This is a genomic window from Micromonospora sp. NPDC049274 (genome assembly GCF_040678875.1).
Taxonomy (GTDB): domain Bacteria; phylum Actinomycetota; class Actinomycetes; order Mycobacteriales; family Micromonosporaceae; genus Micromonospora.
Window position 1 is genome coordinate 449,672 of record NZ_JBFAQS010000004.1, and the last position, 22,108, is coordinate 471,779.

At 71.0% G+C, this 22,108-nt stretch carries 23 protein-coding genes and 2 pseudogenes; 15 read left to right on the top strand and 10 right to left on the bottom strand.

Annotated features, from left to right (window positions below):
* Positions 1-135: 135 nt before the first annotated feature.
* Positions 136-566, bottom strand: a pseudogene (locus AB0K10_RS10905) (ASCH domain-containing protein).
* A gap of 57 nt (positions 567-623) precedes the next feature.
* On the opposite strand from AB0K10_RS10905, the gene AB0K10_RS10910 reads away from it, so the two are divergent.
* Positions 624-1,034 carry an NUDIX domain-containing protein gene (locus AB0K10_RS10910; RefSeq protein WP_363682135.1) on the top strand — a complete coding sequence of 137 codons (411 nt, stop codon included), beginning with the start codon at positions 624-626 and terminating at the stop codon, positions 1,032-1,034.
* Positions 1,035-1,069: 35 nt separating this feature from the next.
* Here AB0K10_RS10910 and AB0K10_RS10915 read toward each other — a convergent pair whose 3' ends face one another.
* Positions 1,070-1,642 (bottom strand): dihydrofolate reductase family protein, encoded by a 573-nt coding sequence (locus tag AB0K10_RS10915; protein ID WP_363682137.1) that lies wholly within the window; start codon positions 1,640-1,642, stop codon positions 1,070-1,072.
* 126 nt (positions 1,643-1,768) lie between these two features.
* Here AB0K10_RS10915 and AB0K10_RS10920 point away from each other — a divergent pair, with 126 nt between their 5' ends.
* On the top strand, positions 1,769-2,809 hold the full coding sequence (locus tag AB0K10_RS10920; RefSeq protein WP_363682139.1) for an RNA polymerase subunit sigma-70: 1,041 nt from the start codon (positions 1,769-1,771) through the stop codon (positions 2,807-2,809).
* A 3-nt stretch (positions 2,810-2,812) separates the two neighbouring features.
* On the opposite strand, the gene AB0K10_RS10925 is transcribed toward AB0K10_RS10920, so the two are convergent.
* A complete protein-coding gene (locus tag AB0K10_RS10925; RefSeq protein ID WP_363682141.1) occupies positions 2,813-3,697 on the bottom strand; it encodes a LysR family transcriptional regulator in 885 nt (294 codons plus the stop codon).
* A gap of 81 nt (positions 3,698-3,778) precedes the next feature.
* On the opposite strand from AB0K10_RS10925, the gene AB0K10_RS10930 reads away from it, so the two are divergent.
* On the top strand, positions 3,779-5,029 hold the full coding sequence (locus AB0K10_RS10930) for an MFS transporter (protein ID WP_363682143.1): 1,251 nt from the start codon (positions 3,779-3,781) through the stop codon (positions 5,027-5,029).
* Positions 5,030-5,074: 45 nt separating this feature from the next.
* On the opposite strand, the gene AB0K10_RS10935 is transcribed toward AB0K10_RS10930, so the two are convergent.
* Complete coding sequence (locus tag AB0K10_RS10935) at positions 5,075-5,818, bottom strand: glyoxalase (protein ID WP_363682145.1); 744 nt, start codon at positions 5,816-5,818, stop codon at positions 5,075-5,077.
* A 166-nt stretch (positions 5,819-5,984) separates the two neighbouring features.
* On the opposite strand from AB0K10_RS10935, the gene AB0K10_RS10940 reads away from it, so the two are divergent.
* The 4 genes from AB0K10_RS10940 to AB0K10_RS10955 are packed head-to-tail and all read left to right on the top strand — an operon-like array spanning position 5,985 to position 9,251.
* Positions 5,985-6,911, top strand: coding sequence for a hypothetical protein (locus AB0K10_RS10940; protein WP_363682147.1), 927 nt, complete (start codon positions 5,985-5,987; stop codon positions 6,909-6,911).
* Positions 6,908-7,360 carry an ABA4-like family protein gene (locus AB0K10_RS10945; RefSeq protein ID WP_363682149.1) on the top strand — a complete coding sequence of 151 codons (453 nt, stop codon included), beginning with the start codon at positions 6,908-6,910 and terminating at the stop codon, positions 7,358-7,360. The genes AB0K10_RS10940 and AB0K10_RS10945 overlap by 4 nt, the downstream gene beginning before the upstream one ends.
* A 5-nt stretch (positions 7,361-7,365) precedes the next feature.
* Positions 7,366-8,628: a histidine kinase gene (locus AB0K10_RS10950; RefSeq protein ID WP_363682151.1), complete on the top strand. Its 1,263-nt coding sequence runs from the start codon at positions 7,366-7,368 to the stop codon at positions 8,626-8,628.
* Positions 8,625-9,251, top strand: a complete 627-nt coding sequence (locus AB0K10_RS10955; protein WP_363682153.1) for a response regulator transcription factor — start codon at positions 8,625-8,627, stop codon at positions 9,249-9,251. The genes AB0K10_RS10950 and AB0K10_RS10955 overlap by 4 nt, the downstream gene beginning before the upstream one ends.
* Before the next feature lie 9 nt (positions 9,252-9,260).
* On the opposite strand, the gene AB0K10_RS10960 is transcribed toward AB0K10_RS10955, so the two are convergent.
* The gene (locus tag AB0K10_RS10960; RefSeq protein ID WP_363682155.1) at positions 9,261-11,051 is read right to left on the bottom strand and encodes a gamma-glutamyltransferase family protein; all 1,791 of its coding nucleotides are present in this window, start codon (positions 11,049-11,051) and stop codon (positions 9,261-9,263) included.
* 123 nt (positions 11,052-11,174) lie between these two features.
* Entirely contained in the window at positions 11,175-11,744 is a 570-nt protein-coding gene (locus AB0K10_RS10965) for a helix-turn-helix domain-containing protein (protein WP_363682157.1), read from the bottom strand.
* Positions 11,745-11,856: 112 nt separating this feature from the next.
* Between AB0K10_RS10965 and AB0K10_RS10970 the strand changes: the two genes are divergently transcribed.
* Positions 11,857-13,257 carry an MFS transporter gene (locus AB0K10_RS10970; protein ID WP_363682159.1) on the top strand — a complete coding sequence of 467 codons (1,401 nt, stop codon included), beginning with the start codon at positions 11,857-11,859 and terminating at the stop codon, positions 13,255-13,257.
* Positions 13,258-13,302: 45 nt separating this feature from the next.
* Here the strand turns inward: AB0K10_RS10970 and nhaA are convergent.
* Positions 13,303-15,189, bottom strand: a pseudogene (gene nhaA / locus AB0K10_RS10975) (Na+/H+ antiporter NhaA); the annotation flags it as partial.
* Positions 15,190-15,417: 228 nt separating this feature from the next.
* Here nhaA and AB0K10_RS10980 point away from each other — a divergent pair.
* Entirely contained in the window at positions 15,418-16,578 is a 1,161-nt protein-coding gene (locus tag AB0K10_RS10980; RefSeq protein WP_363682161.1) for a WXG100 family type VII secretion target, read from the top strand.
* Between the two features lies 1 nt (position 16,579).
* The gene (locus tag AB0K10_RS10985) at positions 16,580-16,777 is read left to right on the top strand and encodes a DUF4926 domain-containing protein (protein WP_363682163.1); all 198 of its coding nucleotides are present in this window, start codon (positions 16,580-16,582) and stop codon (positions 16,775-16,777) included.
* A 24-nt stretch (positions 16,778-16,801) separates the two neighbouring features.
* Here AB0K10_RS10985 and AB0K10_RS10990 read toward each other — a convergent pair whose 3' ends face one another.
* Both AB0K10_RS10990 and AB0K10_RS10995 read right to left on the bottom strand, forming a co-directional pair.
* Positions 16,802-17,053, bottom strand: coding sequence for a hypothetical protein (locus AB0K10_RS10990; RefSeq protein ID WP_363682165.1), 252 nt, complete (start codon positions 17,051-17,053; stop codon positions 16,802-16,804).
* The gene (locus AB0K10_RS10995; RefSeq protein WP_363682167.1) at positions 17,050-17,352 is read right to left on the bottom strand and encodes a DivIVA domain-containing protein; all 303 of its coding nucleotides are present in this window, start codon (positions 17,350-17,352) and stop codon (positions 17,050-17,052) included. The genes AB0K10_RS10990 and AB0K10_RS10995 overlap by 4 nt, the downstream gene beginning before the upstream one ends.
* A gap of 226 nt (positions 17,353-17,578) precedes the next feature.
* Here AB0K10_RS10995 and AB0K10_RS11000 point away from each other — a divergent pair, with 226 nt between their 5' ends.
* Together AB0K10_RS11000 and AB0K10_RS11005 are read left to right on the top strand one after the other, a co-directional pair.
* Positions 17,579-18,466: a helix-turn-helix transcriptional regulator gene (locus tag AB0K10_RS11000; RefSeq protein WP_363682169.1), complete on the top strand. Its 888-nt coding sequence runs from the start codon at positions 17,579-17,581 to the stop codon at positions 18,464-18,466.
* Positions 18,459-18,662 (top strand): DUF397 domain-containing protein, encoded by a 204-nt coding sequence (locus AB0K10_RS11005; protein WP_363682171.1) that lies wholly within the window; start codon positions 18,459-18,461, stop codon positions 18,660-18,662. Before AB0K10_RS11000 ends, AB0K10_RS11005 begins: the two co-directional genes overlap by 8 nt.
* Positions 18,663-18,984: 322 nt before the next feature.
* Here AB0K10_RS11005 and AB0K10_RS11010 read toward each other — a convergent pair whose 3' ends face one another.
* Complete coding sequence (locus AB0K10_RS11010; RefSeq protein ID WP_363682173.1) at positions 18,985-19,347, bottom strand: VOC family protein; 363 nt, start codon at positions 19,345-19,347, stop codon at positions 18,985-18,987.
* Between the two features lie 317 nt (positions 19,348-19,664).
* Here AB0K10_RS11010 and AB0K10_RS11015 point away from each other — a divergent pair, with 317 nt between their 5' ends.
* From AB0K10_RS11015 to AB0K10_RS11025, 3 genes are all read left to right on the top strand, one after another.
* Positions 19,665-20,294, top strand: a complete 630-nt coding sequence (locus AB0K10_RS11015) for a DUF402 domain-containing protein (RefSeq protein WP_363682175.1) — start codon at positions 19,665-19,667, stop codon at positions 20,292-20,294.
* 214 nt (positions 20,295-20,508) lie between these two features.
* On the top strand, positions 20,509-21,003 hold the full coding sequence (locus AB0K10_RS11020) for a hypothetical protein (protein WP_363682177.1): 495 nt from the start codon (positions 20,509-20,511) through the stop codon (positions 21,001-21,003).
* A 45-nt stretch (positions 21,004-21,048) separates the two neighbouring features.
* Positions 21,049-21,885 carry an aldo/keto reductase gene (locus AB0K10_RS11025; RefSeq protein ID WP_363682179.1) on the top strand — a complete coding sequence of 279 codons (837 nt, stop codon included), beginning with the start codon at positions 21,049-21,051 and terminating at the stop codon, positions 21,883-21,885.
* Positions 21,886-22,108 lie beyond the last annotated feature (223 nt).

Sequence of the window (22,108 nt, forward strand, 5' to 3'; positions counted from 1 at the left end):
GGCCGTCAGCGGTATACCGCAGAGTCATATTCATACCTCTGCGGTATATCGCTCAACAGCACATCGACACGGCGGGCAGCCAACACGGATGGCCAGCGCCCTTCGCCGCAACCCAACCCCGTCTGGAGTGAGGACCTATTCGTCTAGGCTGGTGGGCCGGAGCAGCCGGAAGCGCTTGGTCACCACCAGGGTGTCGTCGTCGACGGTGAACCGGGGTCGCCCAGCTCGGCGCGCACCTCCGTGCTGTGCCAGAACGACTCGTGCCCCGCTCGCCACTGCGCCACCGACTCGTCGCCCTCCCCCTCGGCAAGGGCGTGTTCCAGGTCCACGTCGGCGAGCCGGACCACCCGCACGTCGGTCACCTCGATCGCCGCCACCCGCCGGCCGTCGGAGTCCACCACCGCGGATCGCTGACCGACCTCGGGCAGCGACTCGTTGGCGTGCTCGTATCCGAGCAGCAGCGCGGACGTGGAGGTCTTCGCGCCGGACAGGACCGCGGCCACCAGCGTGTCCCGCAGCGGCCCGGGAAACCCGAACTCCACCACCGGAAGATCATCCAAACTCATTAACGGAGGGTACGCCCGACCACAGGTGACGAGGGCCGGCGTGGCATGGTCTCGTGGATGGCCACCTACGACGTCGCCCTCGTCCTGCTCGTCGACTCCTGCGGGGCGGTGCTGATGCAGCATCGCGACGAGCACGCTCCCGTCTCGCCGAACCAGTGGAGCCTTCCCGGCGGCCACGTCGAGCCCGGCGAGTCGCCCGAGCAGGCGGCCCGCCGCGAACTGCTGGAGGAGACGGGCCTGAGCGCCGGTGAGCTGCGTCTGCTGTGGAGTGGCCCGCGCCCGTACGAGGCCGGCTTCCCGCACACGGTGACGGTGCACGTCTTCCGTGGCACCACCACCGCGCGACAGGAGGACGTGGTGCTCGGCGAGGGCCAGGCCATGGTGTTCGTCCGGCACGACGAGGTGCGCGATCGTGAACTGGCGGCCTCCACCGTGGTGGCGCTGTCGCTGCACCTCGGGGACTCTTGACATCCGGTGTGGGTGGTTGCCCCGATGGTCCACGCTCAGCGCTCCTGTGCCCGATCGCGCCGCAGCACGGTGAACGCGCCCGCTTCGACGGGTTCCACCACATCGAACCGAAAGTCGGCGGGCGTGCCGGAGGCGAACAGACGGTCGCCCGCGCCGACGATCGTCGGGAACGTGATCAGCCGGTACTCGTCGACGACGTCGGCCGCGGCCAGCAGTCGGACCAGGCTCAGGCTGCCGACCACGACGACGTCGCGCCGGGTGCGTTCGTCGGTGGCCCAGGCGACCGGGTCGCCGTCGATCGGCGCCGAGTTCGGCCAGGCCGCCGCGTCGATGCCGCTGGTGGTGGCCACCCGCTTGGGCACGGTGTTCATCAGCGTGGCGTAGCCCCCGTCGCGACCCGGCCACAGCTTGGCGAAGTGCTCCCAGGTGCGCCGGCCGTAGAGCTGGACGCCCTGCTCCATCCGAGCCCCGAGGCGGAACTTGTCGCCGCTGACCGGCCCCGCCCCGTGCCGGAACGCCCACCCGCCGTGGCCGGTGCCCCAGCGCCCGTCGGGGTCGGAGACCACCCCGTCCAGGGTGGAGAACGAAATGACGATGATGTCGCCCATGCGGATTCCTCTCACCGCGGCGGCCCGCCGTGGACCGCCTGTACCTGACACCTACCGACGCCGCGCGCCGAACTCATCGGTCCATGCGAGGGAATCCTGGCCGCGCCTCGGCGTACGCTCTCCGGCGTGGCCGAGGCGACAGCGCAGGACCGGGACGACCGGTACGAGGCGTACCGTGGCGACCTGCTGGCGCACTGCTACCGGATGCTCGGTTCCCTGCACGAGGCCGAGGACCTGGTGCAGGAGACGCTGCTGCGGGCCTGGCGGGCCGCCGACCAGTACGACCCGGAGCTGTCGTCGTTGCGTACCTGGCTGCACCGCATCGCGACAAACGCCTGCCTCACGGCGTTGGCGGGACGGGCTCGTCGGCCGCTGCCGAGCGGGCTGAACCCGGCCGGTGACCCGTCCGCGCCGCTCATCCCCCGCCTCGACGTTCCCTGGTTGCAACCGTTTCCGGACGCACGGCTCGGCGACCCCGCCGACGCCGTCCAGCAGCGTGCGGGGCTCCGACTCGCCCTGGTCGCGGCGCTGCAACTGCTGCCCGCTCGACAGCGCGCGGCGCTCGTGCTGCGGGAGGTGCTCCAGTTGTCGGCCGTCGAGGTGGCGCAGGCTCTGGACAGCAGCGTGGCCTCGGTGAACAGCAGCCTCCAGCGGGCCCGAGCGACGCTGCGGGCCGCCGGGCCGGTGCTCGACGAGCTGCGCGAGCCCGCCGACCCCGACGAACGCGCCGTGGTCGAGCGCTACCTGGTGGCGTTCGAGGCGGCCGACCTCGCCGGCCTGACCCGGCTGCTCTCCGATGACGTGGTGCTGGAGATGCCCCCGGTGGCGCTCTGGCTCGTCGGCAAAACGCACTACCGCCGGTTCCTGGAACGCGTCTTCGCCATGCGGGGCGCGGGCTGGCGCCTGGTGCCCGTGCGGGCCAACGGCACCACGGCGCTGGCGGCGTACGCACCGGACCCGGATACGGGGGGCGTCCGGGCGCACTCACTCCAGCTCTTCAGCGTGCGGGGTGGCCTGATCCGCTGCTGCGTGACATTCGTCGACCCGGCGATGTTCGACAGGTTCGGACTCCCGGCGACAATCGCGGGCCACGCGCCGGAACTGGTGCCTGCGTCAACGCCCCTGACCAGCCTGCGGCGGACTCAGACGAGCGGCCGGGTGGGATAGCCGTCAGGGCAGGAAGTCGCCGGTCAGGGCGATGAGGGCGCGGGCGGCGGCACCCACCGGGCGGTCCACAGGCGTGGCGAGCGACGCCGTCCAGTCGAGGTCGGCGTCGGTGACGGTAAGCGTGCGTACGCCCTCGGCGTCGCCGACGGCGAAGCGGGGCAGCAGCGCGATGCCGAGGCCGTGCCGCACGTGCTCGGCGCCGGTGCCGATGTCGGGGATCTCGATCGTGACGCGCCGGGACAGCCCGGCGGTGGCGAACGCCCGGTCGGTGACGGCGCGGTTGCCGTACCCGACCGGGGAGTCGATGAAGTCCAGGCCGGCGAGGTCGCCCAGCGTCACCGCCTCGCGGGCCGCCAGCGGATGGTCGTCCGGCACGACGAGGTCGATGACCGAGCGGGCCAGCTCGGTCAGGTGGATCTCCGCCGGCGGTGCGCCGGGCAGGGAGACGAACGCGAGGTCGAGCCGGCGTTCGGTGAGCGCGTCGATGAGCCCCTGGGAGCCGGCGGGGGCGACGCTTGTGTGCAGCAGCACCCCGGGGTGCCGGCGGTGGAACTCGCCGAGCAGTGCCGGCAGGTGCAGGAGCCTGGTCGAGGTCATCGTGCCGATGCGCAGGGTGCCACGGAGGCCGCCGTGCACCTCGGCGACGGCGTCGCGGGCGTCGCGGGCCGCGTCGAGGGCGACGCGGGCGCGGGGCAGCAGCGCCGCGCCGGCGTCGGTCAGGAGTACGCGTTTGGAGTTGCGGTCCAGCAGCGGCGCCCCGAGTTCGCGTTCCAGGGTCTTGACGGCCGCGGAGACGGCGGACTGGACGACGTGCAGGCGGGCGGCGGCGCGGGTGAAGTTCTGCTCCTCGGCCACGGCGACGAAGTACTCGAGTTGGCGGAGTTCCACGCCGCAAGTATCACCGATCGCGATCGTTACTAGCGCCAACTTTCGTTGGACGTGATGATCGAATGGGGTGACAGTGGGTTCATGTCGTTGACCACCCTGTCCTCCCGCCGGCCCGCCACCGCGACCGCCCGCGACGGAGGATCCGCTCGCCGCCATGGCCGGGGCTTCTGGGCGATCGCCCTGGCGTTCCTGACCGCGATGGCGTTCTGCACAGTGCCGTCCCCGCTCTACCCGCTCTACATGGCCCGGGACGGCTTCTCCACGTTCATGGTCACGATCGTGTTCGCGGCGTACGCGGTGGGTGTGGTGATCAGCCTGCTGCTCGCCGGGCACGTGTCCGACTGGGTCGGCCGGAAGAAGATCCTCATTCCGGCGCTGGCGTTGGAGCTGGTCGCCGCCGCGCTGTTCCTGGGCGACGCGTCCCTGCCGGTGCTGCTGGTCGCCCGCCTGGTGAGCGGACTGGGCATCGGCATGATCACCGCGACCGCCACCGCGTACCTGCAGGAACTGCACGCGGCGCACCGACCCGGCGCGTCCCGTCAGCGCTTCGAGGTGGTCTCGACGGCCGCCAACATCGGTGGGCTCGGCGTGGGCGCGTTGGTCGCGGGCGTCCTCGCCCAGTACGTCCACGCGCCGCTGCGCACCCCGTACCTGGTGTTCGCCGTGCTGCTGACCGCCAGCATCGTGGCCGTCGCGGCGACCCCGGAGACCGTCGAGGAGCGTCTGGTCAAGCCGACCTACCGGCCGCAACGGATCAGCGCCGACCACGGCGACCGGCCCGGGTACGTGGCCGCTGCCGCCGCCGGCTTCGCGTCGTTCGCCGTGTTCGGCCTGTTCACCTCCGTCGCTCCGGGCTTCGTCGCGGGCGCCCTGCACCTGCCGTCGCGGGCGCTTGCCGGCGCTGTCGTGTTCGCCGTGTTCGGCGGCGCCGCCGTGGCGCAGACCGTCACCAACCGGCTCCCCGCCCCGACGAAGGTACGGCTCGGGCTGCTGGCGCAGGCGGTAGGCGTGCCCGTCGTGCTGGTGGGCATGCACACCGCCAGCCTGACCGCGTTCCTGGTCGGTGGTGTGGTCGCCGGTGTCGGCGCGGGCGTGCTGTTCAAGGCCGCCGTCGGCACGGTCGCGGCGATGGCCGCGCCCGCCCGGCGCGGCGAGGCCCTTGCCGGGCTGTTCCTCATCGCCTACCTGGGGATGAGCCTGCCGGCCGTCGGCATCGGGACCGCCACCCGAACCGTCAGCACGATCACGGCGATGACCTGGTTCACCGGGCTGCTGCTCGTCCTGCTCGCCGGCGTGAGGGTGTTGTTCCGCCGCAGCTCCGCAGCCCGCTGACCCGGCCGGGGCCGGGCCGACGCGGCCCGACCCCGGCCTCGGCGGTCACTCGGACCACCACGGTTCGAGGACCACCGGGTCCGCGACATAGGCCCGCGCCTGCGTACGCTCCTCCTCGGTCAACGTCAGCGCGCGCAGCCGGGCGCCCCACTCGGGCACCCGATCGGACTTCCCCAGCGCGATCGACAGCTCGATCAGGCCGGCCAGCGCCGTCGCCTGCTCGACCGCCGGGGCGTCCTCGGCGCGACGGCGCATCCCCGAGTCGAGCGCCCGGTAGGCGGCCCGGTCGTCCATCTTGAACTCGCGCAGGATCCGCGCGTTGTCGAGCACCCGGGCCAACCCCTCAAGCTCCGTCGAGCCGCCGTACTCCAGATCCTCCGGCTCGTCGCGCTGGATGAAGATGATGGTGTTGCCCGACGGGTCGACGACGCTGAACCGGGACGCCCCGGCACGATAGCGGGTGAGCCGGGGCAGGCCCTTGACCAGCACCTTGCCGTGGGCACGGCGCATCGCCTCGGCGAAGGCGGCGTGGTACGGCGCTACGGCGTCGACCATCACCAGGCAGCCGCCGGTCTGTTCCTTCGCCGGGTCGAGGCCCTGCGGCGCGGGCCCGTAGTGCAGCGCGAACCCGCTGAACTGCACGACCAGGTACACGTACGGCCGCAACTGCTCGTGGGGCACCTCGAAGCCCAACGCACGCCAGAAGGCCAGGGTCTCCTCCGGCGCCGGGCAGGGCAGCAGCGGCACTGTGGTCTCGTTCGGCCGCACACGGTCCGCACTGGTCGTCATGGTCACTCCCGGTCCGCTCGGCAGGCCGGTCATTGTGCCAGCAGTCGCGGTGGGCCGCGCCGGACCCGGCCTCCTACCCAGGGAGGAGGCGCACTCCGACCAGGGGCCGCAACCGGGGCCGGCGGTCGGACGCGACAGGCGGTCACGGCCACGAGCATCTACAGACATGACTACCGTTCTGCGTCGGGCGACACAGTGGAACCGCCCCCTCATGCTCCTCGTCGGCGCGATGGCGGCGCTCGCCGTCGTCGCCGCGGTCGGCATCGTCGTCGACCCACGCGTCCTCACCGGGGCGCCGATCTGGCTCAAGCCGTTCAAGTTCGCGGTGTCCTTCGTGTTGTACGGCGCTACGCTCGCCTGGATGCTCTCCCTGCTGCCCCGGCGTAGTCGGATCGCCGAACGAGCCGTCCTGGTCATCGTCGCGGTGGCGGTCCTGGAGAACATCTGGCTCGTCGGTCAGGTGCTGCGCGGGCAGACCAGCCACTTCAACTCCAGCACCCCGCTGAACACCGCGCTGTTCGCGGTGATGGGCGCGGCGATCACGGTGCTGTTCGTCGCGCACCTCGTCATCGGCATCGTCGTGCTGATCCGGCGGATTCCCGACCGGGTCGCCGCGACCGCCGTCGGGTGGGGGCTCGGCCTGTCCCTGCTGGGGATGCTCGCGGCGGTGCCGATGGCGCTGCCGATGCAGGACCCGGGCATCGAGGGCATCTCCGGGGCGCACAGCGTGGGCGTGGCCGACGGCGGGCCCGGACTGCCAGTTGTCGGCTGGAGCACCACCGGTGGCGACCTGCGGATCGGGCACTTCGTGGGGCTGCACGCGCTACAGGCCCTGCCGATCCTGGCGATCCTGCTGACCCGGTTCGCGACCCGGCTCGACGCGCGCACCCGCATCCGGCTGCTGGTCATCGCGGGCGGCGCGTACGGCGTACTCACGATGGTGTTGACGTGGCAGGCCCTGCGCGGGCAGCCGCTGCTGCGCCCGGACGCCCTCACCCTGGGCGTCGTCGCGGCCCTGGTGGTCGCGACGGCGACCGCCAGTGGTCTGGTCCTGGCCCGCCGACGTCGCCCGGAACTGGCGCTCGCGGCGTGACCGCGACGCTGTTCTCCCTGACGTTCGCGGTGGCCGCGCCGTCCTGGGCGCTGATGATCCTGGTGCCGCGCTGGTCGTGGACCGCCCGGATCATCGGCTCGCCGCTGATCGTGCTGCCGGTCGTGGTGATCTACGCGCTGTTGGTGATCCCGGCGTTCGGTACGGTGCTGCCGGCCGTGACGTCGCCGACCCTGGACGGGGTGCGCGAGCTGCTCGGCACGCCGGACGGCGCCGCGGCAGGGTGGGCGCACATGGTCGCGTTCGATCTGTTCGTGGGCCGCTGGGCGTGGCTGGACAGCCGGGAACGGGGGGTACCGGCGCTGGTCATGGCTCCGGTGCTGGTGCTGACCATCCTGCTCGGACCGCTCGGACTGGCCGCCTACCTGGCCGTACGCACCCGGTGGCGGCGGCCGGCGGTCGCTGCCACCGACCGCGAGCACCTAGGCTGACGACCGTGGGGTGGCTGGGACGACTGTTCGACACGCGGGACGCGCGCGTGCGGATGGCGCTGCTCGACCTCAGCGGGTTGTGTTACCTGCTCGTCGTTCCCCACCCCCAGGTCACGCCGACCGTGACACAGTGGATCCTCGCGGTGGCCGCGTTCGCCGGCGCGCTCGTGACGTATCGCCGGCCGGTGGCCAACCTGGTCCTCCAGACGGCGCTGCTGGCCGTCGCGATCTGCCTCATCGACGACCTCACCATCAACCAGGTGGGGGCGAGCTGGGCTCTGCTCGAGGTCACCATGCTCGCGGGTCGCGCCCGCACCATCTCGCTGGCCGCCGGGCTGCTGGCCGTCGTCGACCTGGCCGACTCCATCGGCGACCCGCTGCGCCAGGCCGCCTCCGGCGTCGTCGGGCTGGGCCTGGAGGTCGGCGTCCCGGTGCTGCTCGGCCTGGTCATCCGGGGCAACCGGGAGCTGGGCCGGCAGGTTGTGGAGCGGGCGCTGGCGGAGCAGCGGCGCCGCGAGTCGGAGAGCCGCGCCGCGCGCGCCGACGAGCGCAGCGCCATCGCCCGCGAGCTGCACGACGTCGTCGCCCACCACGTGGCCTCGATGGTGCTGCGGGTCGGTGTGGCCCGGCACGTCCTCACCGACCTGGACCCCCGGGTGGACGAGGTGTTCGACGACGTGCACGGCACGGGCACCGCGGCCCTCGCGGAGCTGCGCCGGCTGGTCGCGGTGCTGCGCAACCCCGACGGGGTACGCGGCGACGCGGCGCTGACCGCGATCGAGCCCTCGGCGCTCCCCTCGGCGCTCGGCGCCGCCGTCGACCGGGCCCGCCAGGCCGGCATCACCGTGGAGGCCGACATCGACGCGGCGATCGGCTCGCTCGACGCCGTACGTGGTCTGGCGGTGCTGCGGCTGACCCAGGAGGCGCTCACCAACGTGGCGCGGCACGCCGGGCCGTCCGCGCGGGCGCACCTGACGGTCGCCGTGCACGACGCGGCCGTGCACTGGGAGGTCACCGACGACGGGGGCGGCGTCGACAGCGCACCGACGACTGCGGTGCCGGCCGGCGGCGGTCACGGCATCACCGGGATGCGGGAACGCGTCGAGGTCCTCGGCGGCCGGCTGGAGGCGGGCCCGACCGGCACGGGCTGGCGGGTACGGACGGTCCTGCCGAACACGCTCCCCGAGACCGCCGCCGCGACGCCTGTCGGATCGGCGCCCCGAGCCCGCGAGGCCCCGGCCGGGTCACCGACCCCGGAGCCGGCGTGATCCGCGTCCTGCTTGTCGACGACCAGCATCTGATTCGCGCGGGCCTGCGGATGCTGTGCGAGGCGCAGCCCGACATCGAGGTCGTCGGTGAGGCCGACAACGGCCGCGAGGCGGTCATCCTCGCCGCGCGGCTTCTTCCCGACGTCGTCGTCATGGACCTGCGCATGCCCGGCGTCGACGGGATCACCGCGACCGGGCGGATCCTCGCCGAGCGTCCCGCCACGCGGGTGCTGGTGCTGACCACGTTCGGCGACGACGACCACCTCTATCCCGCGCTGAGCGCCGGCGCGTGCGGTTTCCTGCTCAAGGACGCGCCCCCGACCGAGTTGCTGGACGGCATCCGCCGGGCCGCCGCGGGCGACAGCCCGTTCAGCCCCGAGGTGCTGCACCGCCTCGTGCAGCGCGCGGTGCGCGCCCGTGCCGAGCCGCCCCGACAGGTGCAGGGGCTGACCGCCCGCGAGCGGGACGTGCTGACACTTGTCGCCGAGGGCCTGTCCAACACCGAGATCGCCGAACGGCTCCACATCGGTGTCACCACCGTCAAGACCCACATCACGAGCCTCATGACCAAGACCGACAGCCCCAACCGCGTACGCCTCGCGCTGTTCGCACGCGGCGCCTGACCCCCGCCGCTACCGGCCGCAGGCGTAGCCCTGCATGCCCCTCGGGTTCGCCCCGGCGGCGAGCACGCCCGTGGCCGGGTCCCGGGTCACGGCGCAGAGCCGGCCCAGACTCCACGCGTCGGCGAGCCGCACCTCGTGCCCGTACGCCCGCAGGGCCGCCACCACGTCGGCGTCGAGCCGGTCCTCCACCAGCAGGACGCCGGGCTCGAAGTCGCGGGGGTAGAACGACGCCGGCAGGCTCACGCTGTGCCACGCGGGCGCGTCGATGGCCTCCTGCAGGTGCTGGCCCCCGACGAGGTGGCGCAGCAGGAACGGCACCTGCCACTGGTCCTGCTGGTCGCCGCCGGGTGTGCCGCACGCCAGGATCGGCTCCCCGTCGCGGTGCACCATCGTGGGGCTCAACGTGGTGCGCGGTCGACGCCCCGGGGCGAGCGACGAGGCGAGGCCCTCCTCCAACCAGAACATCTGGAGTCGACTGCCCAACGGAAACCCGAGCTGCGGGATCGTGGGCGAACTCTGCAACCAGCCCCCACTGGGCGTCGCCGAGATCATGTTGCCCCACCTGTCGACGACGTCCACGTGGCAGGTGTCGCCCCGGGTCACCCCGTCGGACCGTACCGTCGGCTCGCCCGTCGTGGGGTCCGCCGGATCGCCCCGGTGACCGGCGCCGGATCGGACGTGCGCCGGCAGACGCGGCGGCGTGCCGTCGGGGCGCCCCGGCCGCAGCTCGGTCGACGCGCGGTCACCGATCAGGGCCGCCCGCTCCCGCGCGTACGCCGAGGAGAGCAGCGCCTCGGCGGGCACGTGGGCGCTGTCGCCGTACCACGCCTCGCGATCGCCGAAGGCCAGCTTGAGCGCCTCGACCTGGGCGTGGATGCCGGCGGCGGTCGCCGTCTCGTACGCGCCGGGATCGTCGAGCGCGTCGAGGGCGGCCAGCGTCTCCAGCAGCACCGGGCCCTGGCCCCAGAACCCGGTCTTCGCCACCGAGTAGCCGTGCCAGTCGATTGTGGCCGGGGCCTCCCAGCTCGCCGAGTACGCGGCCAGGTCGTCGCCGGTGACCAGCCCCGCGTGTGCGCGGCCACTGGAGTCGCGGAACGGCTGCCGGCTGAACTCGTCGATCGCCTCGGCCACGAAACCCGTACCCCAGGCTCGGCGAGCTGCCTCGATCTGCGCCTCCCGGTCGGTGCCGGCCGCCTCTCCGGCCTCGACGAGTCGGCGCAGGGTGCGCGCGTACGCCGGGTTGGTGAACCTCTCCCCCGCGGCCGGTGGCCGGCCGTCGCGCAGCCAGAGCTGGGCGGACGTGGGCCAGTGCTCCTCGAACAGCGACTGGACGGCCGCCACTGTCGCACCCACGCTGCCCACCAGGGGATGGCCGGCGGCGGCGTAGCCGATCGCCGGTTCGAGGACGTCGGCGAGGGACATCGTGCCGTGCTCGCGCAGCAGCAGGAGCCACGCGTCGACCGCGCCGGGCACGGCCGCCGCGAGCGGGCCGGCGCCGGGAATGAGATCCATGCCGAGGGACCGGAAGTGGGCGATCGTCGCGCCGGCCGGTGCCGGGCCCTGCCCGCACAGCACCTTCGGGCGGGGGTCCGCAGCGGTCGCCACGATGGCCGGCACCTCGCCCCCCGGGCCGTTGAGGTGCGGCTCGACGACGTGCAGGACGAAGCCTGCGGTGACCGCGGCGTCGAAGGCGTTACCGCCGCGTTCGAGGGTCCCCATCGCGGACTGGCTGGCGAGCCAGTGCGTCGACGACACCATGCCGAAGGTGCCCTGCAACGTCGGTCGGGTCGTGAACGTCATGACAACACCCCTCCGTTCGGCTCGGTGCTGGCCGGACGGACGGCCGCCCCGTGACCGGCTCGGGGAGCCTAGGTCGTCCACGGAGGCGGTCGCAAGGTCATCCGGGACCGGTCGCGTGGCCCGCTACTCCCCCGGCCGCGTCCGCACGCCGTCCAGCGCGACAGTCAACACGTGGTCGCGTTGCTCGGCTCGGGGGAAGTGCCCGGACGCGATGGCGCTGGCGAGCCGCATCACGTCGTCGATCGTCACGTCGTCGCGGACCTCGCGCGCCCGCTGGGCTCGATCCAGCAGCGGCTCGCCGGCCGCGTAGAGGGCCCGTCGACATTCGTCGTACGCGGCGGACTCCCGGTTGAGACCGGCGGCCAGGGGCTGCTTCGCCCCGATGTACTCCACGAAGCGCCGCAGCCACGCGTACAGGCCGTCGCGGGGTGCCTGATCCCCGGCCTCCTCGGCGGCCTCGCACACCGCCTCGACCTCGCTGATGTAGACGTTCTCGATCAGCACCTCCCGGGTCGGGAAGTTGCGGTAGAGCGTCGCGATGCCCACACCGGCACGGCGGGCGATCTCTTCGAGCGGCGCCTCCGCGCCCTGCTCGGCGAAGGAGGTGCGGGCCGCCGTGAGGATCGCGTCGTAGTTGCGTGCCGCGTCCGCCCGGTGCGGACGGGCGGCGCGTAGGTGAGTGAGGGCCGTCACGGTGCCGATGTCTCCCCGGGTTAACAAGTGGAGGCCACCTATCACTAGAGTGATAGTGCGCCTCCATTTATCTGGAGGTTCCCTATCAGTCTAGCTCGGAAGAAGGCCACCCATGTCCCCGACTCCCGCCCCCCGACGCGGGATCGCCCTGGCGCTCATCCTCGGCTCGCAGCTGATGATGACCCTGGACACCTCGATCATCACGACGGCGTTGCCGCACGTGCAACGGCAGTTCGGTTTCACCCAGTCCGGGCTCTCCTGGGTCCAGAACGCCTACGTCCTCGCCTTCGGCGGCCTCCTCCTGCTCGGCGCCCGCGCCGGTGACCTGCTGGGCCGCCGACGCGTGTTCCTGGCCGGCATCGCGATGTTCACCGCCGCGTCGCTCGCCGCCGGCCTGGCGCAGAGTGGCAGTTGGCTGATCATCGCCCGCACCGTGCAGGGCCTCGCCGCCGCGCTCGCCGTGCCCTCCACGCTCGCGCTGCTGGTCGCCGACTATCCGCAGCCGGGCGCCCGCGCCAGGGTGATCGCCCTCTACAGCGCGGTCATCGGTGCGGGCGGCAGCGTCGGCATCGTGATCGGCGGCGTCTTCACCGACCTGCTCTCCTGGCGCTGGGGAATGCTCGTCAACGTCCCGATCGGCATCGCCATCGCGCTGCTCGCGCCACGGTTCCTGGCCGAGACCGAACGCCGCTCCGGCACCTTCGACCTCGGTGGCGCACTGACCTCCACCATTGGCATGACCGCCCTGGTGTACGGCTTCATCCAGGCCGCCGCGGCCGGTTGGAGCGCCCCGAGCACCGTGATCTCGCTGGGCCTCGGTGTCGTCCTCCTGGTCGCTTTCGTGCTGATCGAGCAGCGGGCACCCCAGCCCATCACCCCGTTGCGGCTCTTCCGCAGCGTCGAGCGCTCCGGGTCGTACGCCGGGAGGATCCTCATCGTCGGCGCGACCTTCTCCACCTTCTACTTCCTCAGCCAGTACCTCCAGGAGGTGCTGCACCTCAGCGCCCTGGAGACCGGCTTCGCGTACGTGCCGATCACCGGCATGTTCTTCGCCATGGTGTACGCCATCCGGCCGTTGCAGGACCGCCTCGGCCGCCCCGCGCTGCTGGTGGCGTCCCTCGTCATCGCGCTTGTCGGCATGGCGTGGCTGTCCCGGATCTCGACCGGGTCCAGCTACTTCCCGGACGTGCTGCTGCCGCTGCTGGTGATCGGCATCGGTCAGGGCATCGCCATCATCCTGATGACCCAGGGCGGCGTGGCCGCCGTCGAACCGCAGGACGCCGGCGCCGCGTCGGGCCTCGTCAACGTCGCCCACCAGCTCGGTGGCTCGCTCGGCATCGCGATCCTGACCATCGCGTACGCCCGCGCCAGCACCCCGACCGACCCGACCGCCGGCTTCCACGCGGCCTTCACCGGCGCGGACGTCTTCTTCCTGATCGCCCTGGCCCTGGCCGTCGTCGTGGCCGTCGCCGGCCGCCGCGCCAGCCGGCTCGCCACTCTCCCCGCCACCTGAGGACCCGGGCGGTCAGCTCGTCGGCCCGGGATCGCGACTGTGGTACTCGGGGCGGAGCTTGGCGCTCGCGAACGCCCCCTTCACCGCCGCCGACAGCGCGGCGATGTCGTACGCGCCGTGGTGACGCCGGCCGTTGATGAAGAACGTCGGGGTGCCGGTGACGCCGCTGAGGTCGGCGGAGTCGACGTCCTCGGCGATCCGATCGACGCCCATCCGTTTCGCCAGGTGCTCCCGGAATCCGTCGAGGTCAAGGCCGAGCTGGTCGGCGTAGCCGAGCACGTCCGGGGGATCCAGTGCGTCCTGGTGCGTGAGCAGCAGGTCGTGCATCTCCCAGAACGCGCCCTGCTCGCCGGCCGCCTCGGCGGCCTCGGCGGCGAGTTGGGCGTGCGGGTGGACGTCGGTGAGTGGCAGATGCCGCCAGACGTACCGGATGTTCGCGAAGTCGGCGAGCAGTTCCCGGACCACCGGCTCGGCCTGTCCGCAGTAGGGGCACTCGAAGTCGCCGTACTCCACGACCGTCACCGGCGCGTCGAGCGACCCGCGCAGGTGGTCGCGCTCCGGATCGACAGGCAGCTTCAGGTCGACGATTCCCTCGGTGACGCCCAGCAGGGCGCGCGCACGCCGCGCCGGCGAGAGCCGGGCGACAGCGCGGAACACCAGCCAGGTGACGAGGGACGCGCCCACCGTCGCGACCAGAATGCCGAGCTTCGCCTCGTCCAGGGCGGGGCCGCTCAGGGCGTGGGTGGCGATCAGGAGCGCGACGGTGAATCCGATGCCGGAGACCGTGCCCACCCCGGCAACGGCGAGCCAGCCCACCGGTGGACGGAACCGGTTGCCACTGAGCCGCGCCACAAGCCACGAGGTGACCACGATCCCGGCCGGCTTGCCGACGACGTACGCCACCACGACGCCGAGCGTGACCGGGGAGGTCACGGCCCTGGCCAGCAGGTCACCGTCGAGCACGACCCCCGCGTTCGCCACTGCGAAGAGCGGCACGACAACGTAGCTCGCCCAGGGGTGGTAGAGGGTCTGCAACCGTTCGTTCGGTGAGAGCGCCGAATTGAGTCCGGCCTGGGCCATCCTGGCGAGCTGCGGGGTGGGCTGCTCCCGGAAGAGGCGGAACTGGTCGCTCGCCCGCTGCAACTCGGTGCGACCGGGCGCGTAGGCGTACGTCAGCAAGCCCATCACCAGGCCCACCACGACCGGGTCGACACCGGACTCGGAGACCGCGACCCACGCCGCCACGCCCAGCAGCGCGTAGACCGGCCCGAACCGCACACCCCACGCCCGGACGAGCAGGACGACGGCGAAGATCCCCGCCGCGACGAGCAGCGCGGCCGGCGACGGATGATGCGGGTAGGCGATTGCCAACACCACGATCGCCACCACATCGTCGACGACGGAGACGGTCAGCAGGAAACCCCGCAGCCGATCCGAGAACCGCGGCCCGAAGACGGCCAGCGCACCGAGCGCCAGCGCCGTGTCCGTGGCCATCACCGCACCCCAGCCCACGGCCGTCGTGCGCCCGGCGTTGAACACGAGATAGATCGCGATCGGTACGAGCATGCCGCCGAACCCGGCCAGCATCGGCAACGCCAGCCGACGCCGCTCCCGCAGCTCGCCGATGTCGAACTCACGGCGCAACTCCAGCCCCGCGACCAGGAAGAAGAACGTCATGAGGCCGCTGTTGACCCAGGTCCGCAGGTCGTCTGTCAGGTGCCAGTCGCCAAGCTGAACCGCGAACGACGTACCCCAGACCGACTCGTACGACGACGGGCTCAGGTTGGCCCAGAGGAGGGCCACCACCGCGGCGACCAGCACCACCCGCGCGCCACCGGTCTCGGTCTGCAGGAACGCGCGCAGCGGCGCGTTGAACCGGCCGGACCAGGCCGTTCGCGTGGACCATCCCCGGTGCGGGTTGTCGCTCGTCACCGGGACATCTTCCTCGACGTGATCGTCATCGGCGCGGATTTGGGCACGAGGCGAGCGCCTCTCGCGGGCGGCCCCACGATCAGGGCATGCACGCAGCGCCACTGCTTGGTAGCGTACCGGTGATCTCGCTGGCGGCGGCTGGCGGTGACCCCTGGGGAGGGTGGGCATGTGCGCGGTTGACCTCACCGTCCACGCCACGCAACTGCTCGACGGGGTGCGGCAGCAGCGGTGACGGCCAACCCGCTCGTCGCCGCCGCAGCGGACACTCCACCCAGCCCCTGGGCCGGTGTATGGATCTGCGAGGACATCGAGCTCATCGCCCAGGGCGTCCGCGACGGCAGCTGGATCGACGGCAGCCTCGGTGTGGTGAGTGCCGGCCTCGACGCCCTCGCCTTCGTCTCCGACCCGGTCGGCGCGCTGCTCCAGTACGGGATCGCCTGGCTCATCGAGCACGTCAAGCCGCTCAGCGAGGCGCTGGACTGGCTCGCCGGCGACCCGGCGCAGATCACCGCCCACGCCCAGACCTGGCGCAACGTCGCTACCTCGCTCCGTGAGGAGGCAGCCGAGCTGACCCGCGCTGTCGGCAACGACGTCGCCGGCTGGGGCGGCAGCGCCGGCTCCGCCTATCGCACCTGGGCCGCCGAACAACAGCAGGCGATCACCGGCCTCGCCCAGGGCGCCGACACCATGGCCGCGATCACCGAAGGCACCGCCGGCCTCGTCGCCGCCGTCCGGCTCCTCGTCCGCGACGCCATCGCCACCTGCGTCTCCCGCCTCATCGTGTACGCGGGCGAACTCGTCGTCACCGGCGGACTGGCCACACCACTGGTCGTAGAGCAGGTCACGACGACTGTCGCGTCCTGGGGGGCACGGATCGCACGACTGCTCCGCGGGCTGCTGGTCAGCCTGCGACGGCTGATCCCGGAGATGCGCCGAATCGGCGACTTGGTCGAGAAGCTCAAGCAGGCCCTCGGCCGACTCCAGAATCAGTCACCCGGCCCGCAGCGACCCGACGCTCCCGAACCGACAAAGATTCCGGGCGACCCCGGCGGACCGGACCTCACCAAAGCCGAGATCGACTCGCGGAAAATCACCGTCTACGCCATGAACCCCGACCACCCTGTCGGCAGGAACAAGTACCGCGTGATCAACTCCGCCACCGGCCTCGGGCCGGAGGACGCCGGCGTGATCATGCAGCAGATCCGCGAGGGCGTACTCGCCGGCAAGCCTCTACCAGGAAAGGCAGATGATTACGGCCAGCGGTGGTCCGTCGACCTCCCCCTCACCGGGCCCGGCGGCACGATCACCGTCCGCACTGCCTGGATACTGGAGAACGGGGCGGCTGCACCCCGGATGGTGACCATCTCGTTCCCGCCGAAGGAAGGATGAGATGTTCGAGCTGTACGACGTGGTTGAGCTCCGAGAAGCCATTGAGGACGAGCAACTGCCTGCCGGGGCAGTGGGAACAGTGGTTCATATCTTCAACGGCCCCCCGACGGCCTATGAGGTCGAGTTCGCCGACTCCGACGGCCGCACGGTCGCCATGGTCACGCTCCGGGCCGACCAGATGACGCACCCCGAGGGGTAGTTGATCGCGGGTCGATGTACCCGGTCACCGGCGCAGGCGACGGGAGCACTCGCCGTCGTGGCCGTCGCGCAGAAGGCACCGCCGACCGCCGGGCATCAGCAGGTCGCAGAAGACCCGGTGGCGGACGCACTGCTGGTCCTCTTCGGAGACGGTGGTCTCCCCCGGGTCGGCCATCGGCAGCACGAGCATCCAACGGCCGATGACGCGGGCCAGGCGTTGCGCGGCGGGCAGATCGGTGGCAACGACGGGCAGGTGGATGACGTACCGCTGGCTCATTGGTTGTCGTCCCGCTCGTTGCAGGCGCGGGCCTGGTCGGTCTGGTGGCGGCGCAGCGCGCCCTTGATCCGCGCGTTTTCGCGGCGGCTCTCGGCGAGGGCGGCGTAGACGGCGGCCATGTCGACGGCGACCCGGTCGAGGAAGGCGTATACGTCGTCGGGGTTCAGACCGCGACGTCGGAGCCCGGTCGGTGCGAAGCGGCGCTCACGCACCTGCCACGGCAGCAAACTGGTGTACGCGGCAGAGCGATAGGTCGCGCCACCACTCGCCGTCCCTGGTCGCTCGTTCCTGGCGTTCATGTCTGCCTGCCTTCCTGACGCGGGGGCGAGGGTGCTCGGGGAACACGGCGGCCGTTGGGGCTACCGGCCGCTCCCGCGCTGTTATCAGCCTGCGACAGTCCGCAGTGGAAACGCAACGTTCTAAACCGCAATTTCGCCGTTGTGCATTGACTTTCTTTGCTGCAACCCCTATGAGTTGCAGGAGCACGTAACGCAGTGTTGCGTCACGGAACCAGGGAGTGTGCGGATGCCCGAGGACATCGGATCGACAGTGCCGCGCCGGCAGCTCGGCCGGCTGCTGCGGCAGTTCCGCAACGAGGCCGGGGTGACGCTCGACGCCGCAGCCGAAGCCCTCGAATACAGCCGCCAGAAGATCTGGCGCCTCGAATGCGGCCAGGGCTCGGTCCGGGTGCTCGACGTCAAGGCGATGTGCGAGCTGTACGGGGTGTCCCCCGAGATGACCGAGGCGATGCGCGGGCTGGCCGTGGAAACCAAGTCGAAGGGCTGGTGGCACGCCTACGGCGATGCGGTGCCGAACTGGTTCGAGCTGTACGTCGGCCTGGAATCCGCCGCCTCACGTCTCCGCCGTTACGACGAGTCGCTCATCCCTGGGATCCTGCAGACCAGGGAGTACGCCCACGCGCTCTACCGCCTTGGCGGGGTGCTGAGCGAAGAGGATCGCGAACGAGCGGTACAGGTTCGGCTTCAACGGCAGGCATTGCTCTTTCGGCGGCTGCCGGCTGCCCCCAGGCTGGAGGCCGTGCTGTCTGAAGCGGTGCTTCGCCGGGGCCTCGGGGGCTCGATGGTCATGACCGCACAGCTCGATCACCTAACCAAGCTCTCCGAGCTGCCGAATGTCGGTGTCAGGGTGTTGCCATTGGTGGCGGGGCCGCAGCCCGGCGCGGTTGCAGGGTCGTTTGTGATCCTCGATTTTCCACGGACCAAGGGCGGTCGCGCCGCGCCGGAACCGTCCGTGGTCTACAGCGAATCGTTGACCGGGGCGCTCTACCTCGACAAGCCTGACGAGTTGGCCGCCTATGAACGTGTCTGGCGCGGACTGGATGCACTAGCCCTCGGCGAGGCAGAATCGACTGACATGATCAAGCGGATCGCTGGGGAGATGCGGCATGACTGACCTGAGCGGCGCCATCTGGCGCAAGAGCACCCGCAGCGGCGACAACGGCGGCGACTGCGTCGAGGTTGCCACCAACGTCCCAGGCCTCGTCGCCATCCGCGACTCCAAAGACCACACTGGCCCTGCTCTCGCCTTCAGCTCGGAGAACTGGTCCACCTTCGTAACTGCCACCAAGAGGCATCAACTCGCCCGCTGAGTAGGAACTACGGCAAGCCGACACCGTCCCCTCAGGTCACTAACGCCGGCGGAAACTCGAACCAGTACGCCTCCGGTGACCACACATCGTCATCCTGACGTGCGCTCAGGCTTCGGGCGGCGCACCTGACTCCATGAGCGCGCGCGCCGGTGCCTCGGTGCGTTACCGAGCGCTACGGACAAGCCTGCAGCGCGCAGACAGCGGCAGAAAAGTATGTCGACGGCTCCACACTCTCGCGGCCGCTTGTGATCAGTGTGCAACGACGACAGTGCGTACGACGCCATCAGCAGGTCTCGGATGCTCGGTCCAAAGCCTAACCAGATCACACGCGGTAGTACTGCACGACGCAGAACTCGTTGTCCTCCGGGTCGGTCATGACGAGGACTGCGCCCTCCTGGTAGTCATGCCGTTCACCTGTCCACCGCCCGCCCAACATCCCGATCCGATCGACCGCTTCGTCAACGTCCGTAACGGCGATGTCGAGGTGTAGTCGCGTCTTGCCGGCCTTGGGCTCCGGGACCGGCTGGAATGTCAGCACCGGGCCGCCCCCGGCGACAGTGACACGCCGCCAACCCGGAAGAGACTCCGTCACGCGTCCTCCAAGCACCACGGACCAGAAGTCAGCCAATCGCTGCGGATCCCGGCAGTCGACCGTGACTCCGGCAAGTCGGCCCAGTGCCTCCACGACACCGACCATAGCGACGATGTGCAGCCCACTTCCACTGGAGCGCTCTCATCTCGGCAGATCCGGATGCCGACGCTAGCCCGCTCTGGCTACCGTGCGTGACGCGCCCCGACAGCAGCCGCCCATGGAGGATGAATTCGCGTCGAACGCATACGCGCTCCTTCCAGTCCACGGTGGCAGGTCTCCTCCGACGCAGTCCTCGCCGCGGTGGCCGAACGAGGTGGAGCGCCGGGAGTGGCCGCGCGCTTCGGCCTGTGCCCGCGGCTAACGGCCCTTCGGGTCGGTGGCATCTGATCAAGGCGGGTTACGCTGCTGCGATGCTATTTGAGCCGGGAAAGATCATTAATCGTCGCTATTTGCGTGGACGTTGGTGCACGTGGGTGCAGCCGATGCGCGTCATCGCCGACAACGAGGATGGGCTGCTGCTCTGGCATCCAGCTGGCAGTGACTTCGCCCGGCTTGTCGATGCGGACGGCAGTACTCAACACGAGGTCACCGTCGATCAGATGCGCGACCCGAAGCTGACGGTCCTGACCTGGAAGACGTACGACATTCTGGTGCTCATGCCGCCGCAGGCCGCCTACTCGGTGTGGTGGTTCTTCCGCGATGGCGCCTTCACTGGCTGGTATGTCAACCTCGAAACGCCCTGTCATCGGCAACCCAACGGCGTGGACACCACTGACCTCATCCTCGACATCGTCGTGACCCCAGACCGGCGGTGGGAGTGGAAGGACGTCGACGAGTTCGACGGGCGCATCGGAAACCCCCTCTACTTCGACAGGGCTACGGCCGACGCCGTCCGCGCCGAGGGAGAGCGGCTCATCAAGCTGATCGCGGCAGGCGACTTTCCCTTCGACGGCACCTACACCGACTTCCGTCCGGACCAGCACTGGCCAGTGCTGGGGCTCCCGGCGGCCCTCGACACCCGGCCAGGCGTAGCCGAATAGCAGGTCGCCCAGGGCTGGCCCGCAGCTTCATCTGATGAAGGATCCCGTCCTTTGATGAAAGGCACAGCGCGTGGTCCTGCATGGGTCACGGGAGCAGAGCCCAGGCTCATGGGCGGCATCGTGGCCTATACCATCGGCGAGTCACCCGTTGTCAGCAGCGGTGAATGCCCACAGTGGCAGGCTCTCGGCCCGGACCGGAGGGGTGGACGATCCGATGGTTGACCTACGCGCCGGGCTCCTGGCGGCGGCGCTCGTCATCGCCCCCGCCGGGTGCACCGACAGTGCCCCCGATGACGGGCCGCCGGACAGGACCGCCAGTGCCAGCCCGGCACCGGTACGGACCGACAGAGACCCGATCGCCGAACGGTTTCCACGCCTCGGCACCTTCATCGACGTCCATTGGCAAACGGCACCGGCCGGGCCTGACAGCCGCGTCACCGTGCCGGGTCCGACCGACACGCGCATCGAGGCCCTGGTCGTGCTGCGACCCGACACCATTGCCGCGACCATCAAGGCGTACGAGTGGCAGCCCGCTCCGCCCGGGTGGGACGCGTCGTTGAGCGCCGAGCTGCGTCCCTTCCTGCCCACCGGTGGCACCTGGCAGGTAAGCGAGAAGTTCGCCGCGGACGTGCGGACGGCACAGTACGGCGGCACCGTCTATCTCGACGCCGGCAGCGGCACGGTCTTCCTGCGCGTCATCGACAGTTGACCGACCCGATGGTGACGCGCCACTCGTACGGGTAGGGTCCCGATCATGGCGATTCCCCACCTGACGGCCGCCGACGGCACCTCCCTGCCGGCGATCGGGCTCGGCACGTACCGGCTGAGCGGCGCGGCGGGCGTCGACGCGATCGGTCAGGCGATCCGGGCGGGTTACCGGCTGATCGACTCGGCGGTCAACTACGAGAACGAGGGCGCGGTCGGTCGGGCCGCTCGTGCTGCGGACGGTGTACGCGGCGAGCTGGTCGTCACGTCGAAGCTGCCGGGCCGGCACCACAGCTTCGACGAGGCGCTGACCACCATCGAGGAGAGTGTCTACCGCACCGGCCTGGACCGGATCGATCTCTACCTGATCCACTGGCCGAACCCCAAGGTCGACCTTTATGTGCAGGCGTGGCGGGCGCTGATCGAGGCACGGGAGCGCGGGCTGGTCCGGCACATCGGCCTGTCCAACTTCCTGCCCGAGCACATCGACCGGCTGGTGGCCGAGACCGGTGTCGCGCCGGTGGTGAACCAGATCGAGGTGCACCCGTACTTCCCGCAGCAGGAGGCGATCGACTACCACCGGGAGCACGGGATCCTCGTGCAGGGCTGGAGCCCGCTCGGCCACGGTAACGACCTCCAGCGGCACCCGACGATCGTGGAGATCGCCGCCGCCCACGGCATCAGCCCGGCGCAGGCCATCCTCGCCTGGCACGTGGCCCGCCAGGTGATCCCGCTGCCCAAGGCCGCCTCCCCGCAGCGCCAGATCGAGAACCTGGACGTCTTCGACAGCAAGCTCACCGATGCGGAGATCGAGGCCATCACCGCGCTGGGCCGCCCGGACGGCCGGCTCGCGGACCAGGACCCGGCGGTGTACGAGGAGTTCTGACCGTCGCGTCGCCGGTCGTCGCGGGCTGAGGGGCGCCGCGCACCGACGGAATCGCGTATCCGCTGCGAAGCGTGACCTCCGGACGAGTGGGTGTCACGACGAGCGGTATGACTCAGAGGAATATTTATACCTGTGAGTCATACCGCTCGACGAGACATCCGCCCCCGACCAGCGAACGTCCGGGTTGCGCGGCGAGGCAGCGGGCGGACGTGCGTCACCCGGG

Excerpts from the sequence above, each read along its gene's own strand:
- AB0K10_RS10930 (WP_363682143.1), top strand. The coding sequence starts at position 3,779 with ATGTCGTTGACCACCCTGTCCTCCCGCCGGCCCGCCACCGCGACCGCC.
- AB0K10_RS11005 (WP_363682171.1), top strand. The coding sequence starts at position 18,459 with ATGACTGACCTGAGCGGCGCCATCTGGCGCAAGAGCACCCGCAGCGGC.
- AB0K10_RS11000 (WP_363682169.1), top strand. The coding sequence starts at position 17,579 with ATGCCCGAGGACATCGGATCGACAGTGCCGCGCCGGCAGCTCGGCCGG.
- AB0K10_RS10970 (WP_363682159.1), top strand. The coding sequence starts at position 11,857 with ATGTCCCCGACTCCCGCCCCCCGACGCGGGATCGCCCTGGCGCTCATC.
- AB0K10_RS11015 (WP_363682175.1), top strand. The coding sequence starts at position 19,665 with ATGCTATTTGAGCCGGGAAAGATCATTAATCGTCGCTATTTGCGTGGA.
- AB0K10_RS11020 (WP_363682177.1), top strand. The coding sequence starts at position 20,509 with ATGGTTGACCTACGCGCCGGGCTCCTGGCGGCGGCGCTCGTCATCGCC.
- AB0K10_RS10915 (WP_363682137.1), bottom strand. The coding sequence starts at position 1,642 with ATGGGCGACATCATCGTCATTTCGTTCTCCACCCTGGACGGGGTGGTC.
- AB0K10_RS10990 (WP_363682165.1), bottom strand. The coding sequence starts at position 17,053 with ATGAGCCAGCGGTACGTCATCCACCTGCCCGTCGTTGCCACCGATCTG.
- AB0K10_RS10985 (WP_363682163.1), top strand. The coding sequence starts at position 16,580 with ATGTTCGAGCTGTACGACGTGGTTGAGCTCCGAGAAGCCATTGAGGAC.
- AB0K10_RS10940 (WP_363682147.1), top strand. The coding sequence starts at position 5,985 with ATGACTACCGTTCTGCGTCGGGCGACACAGTGGAACCGCCCCCTCATG.
- AB0K10_RS10910 (WP_363682135.1), top strand. The coding sequence starts at position 624 with ATGGCCACCTACGACGTCGCCCTCGTCCTGCTCGTCGACTCCTGCGGG.
- AB0K10_RS11025 (WP_363682179.1), top strand. The coding sequence starts at position 21,049 with ATGGCGATTCCCCACCTGACGGCCGCCGACGGCACCTCCCTGCCGGCG.
- AB0K10_RS10935 (WP_363682145.1), bottom strand. The coding sequence starts at position 5,818 with ATGACGACCAGTGCGGACCGTGTGCGGCCGAACGAGACCACAGTGCCG.
- AB0K10_RS10995 (WP_363682167.1), bottom strand. The coding sequence starts at position 17,352 with ATGAACGCCAGGAACGAGCGACCAGGGACGGCGAGTGGTGGCGCGACC.
- AB0K10_RS10960 (WP_363682155.1), bottom strand. The coding sequence starts at position 11,051 with ATGACGTTCACGACCCGACCGACGTTGCAGGGCACCTTCGGCATGGTG.